Source organism: Microbacterium enclense (genome assembly GCF_004022425.1).
Lineage (GTDB): Bacteria > Actinomycetota > Actinomycetes > Actinomycetales > Microbacteriaceae > Microbacterium > Microbacterium enclense_A.
In genome coordinates this window covers 1-408 of the sequence record NZ_RBZY01000148.1, presented here as the reverse complement: position 1 = coordinate 408, position 408 = coordinate 1, and the positions used below count along the sequence as shown (strand labels likewise).

The window sequence follows — 408 nt, the reverse complement described above, 5'->3', positions numbered from 1 at the left end:
CCCGCCTCCGCCGCGACCGCCCGTTCGGTCGCGGCGGAGGCCCCTGTTCCCCTCATCCCCACCCGGCCTGGAGCCGGCCCTGCAAGGAGGACCTCGTGAGCACCATCCTCGAGATGCGCTCGATCACCAAGGAGTTCCCCGGCGTCATCGCCCTGGCGGACGTGTCGCTGACCGTCGAGCGCGGAACCGTGCACGCCATCTGCGGCGAGAACGGTGCCGGGAAGTCCACCCTCATGAAGGTGCTCAGCGGTGTGTATCCCGCGGGCGACTACCGCGGCGAGATCGTCTTCGACGGCAAGACCGTCGAGTTCAAGGACATCCGCGACAGCGAAGCGGCCGGCATCGTCATCATCCACCAGGAACTGGCGCTGAGCCCCTACCTCTCGATCGCCGAGAACATCTTCCTCG

General features: G+C 67.6%; 1 protein-coding gene. It reads left to right on the top strand.

Features of this window, described 5'->3' with window-relative positions:
* Positions 1-113: 113 nt before the first annotated feature.
* Positions 114-408 (top strand): ATP-binding cassette domain-containing protein (locus D8Y23_RS16635; RefSeq protein ID WP_128219112.1); only part of this gene is annotated, 295 nt, incomplete at its 3' end.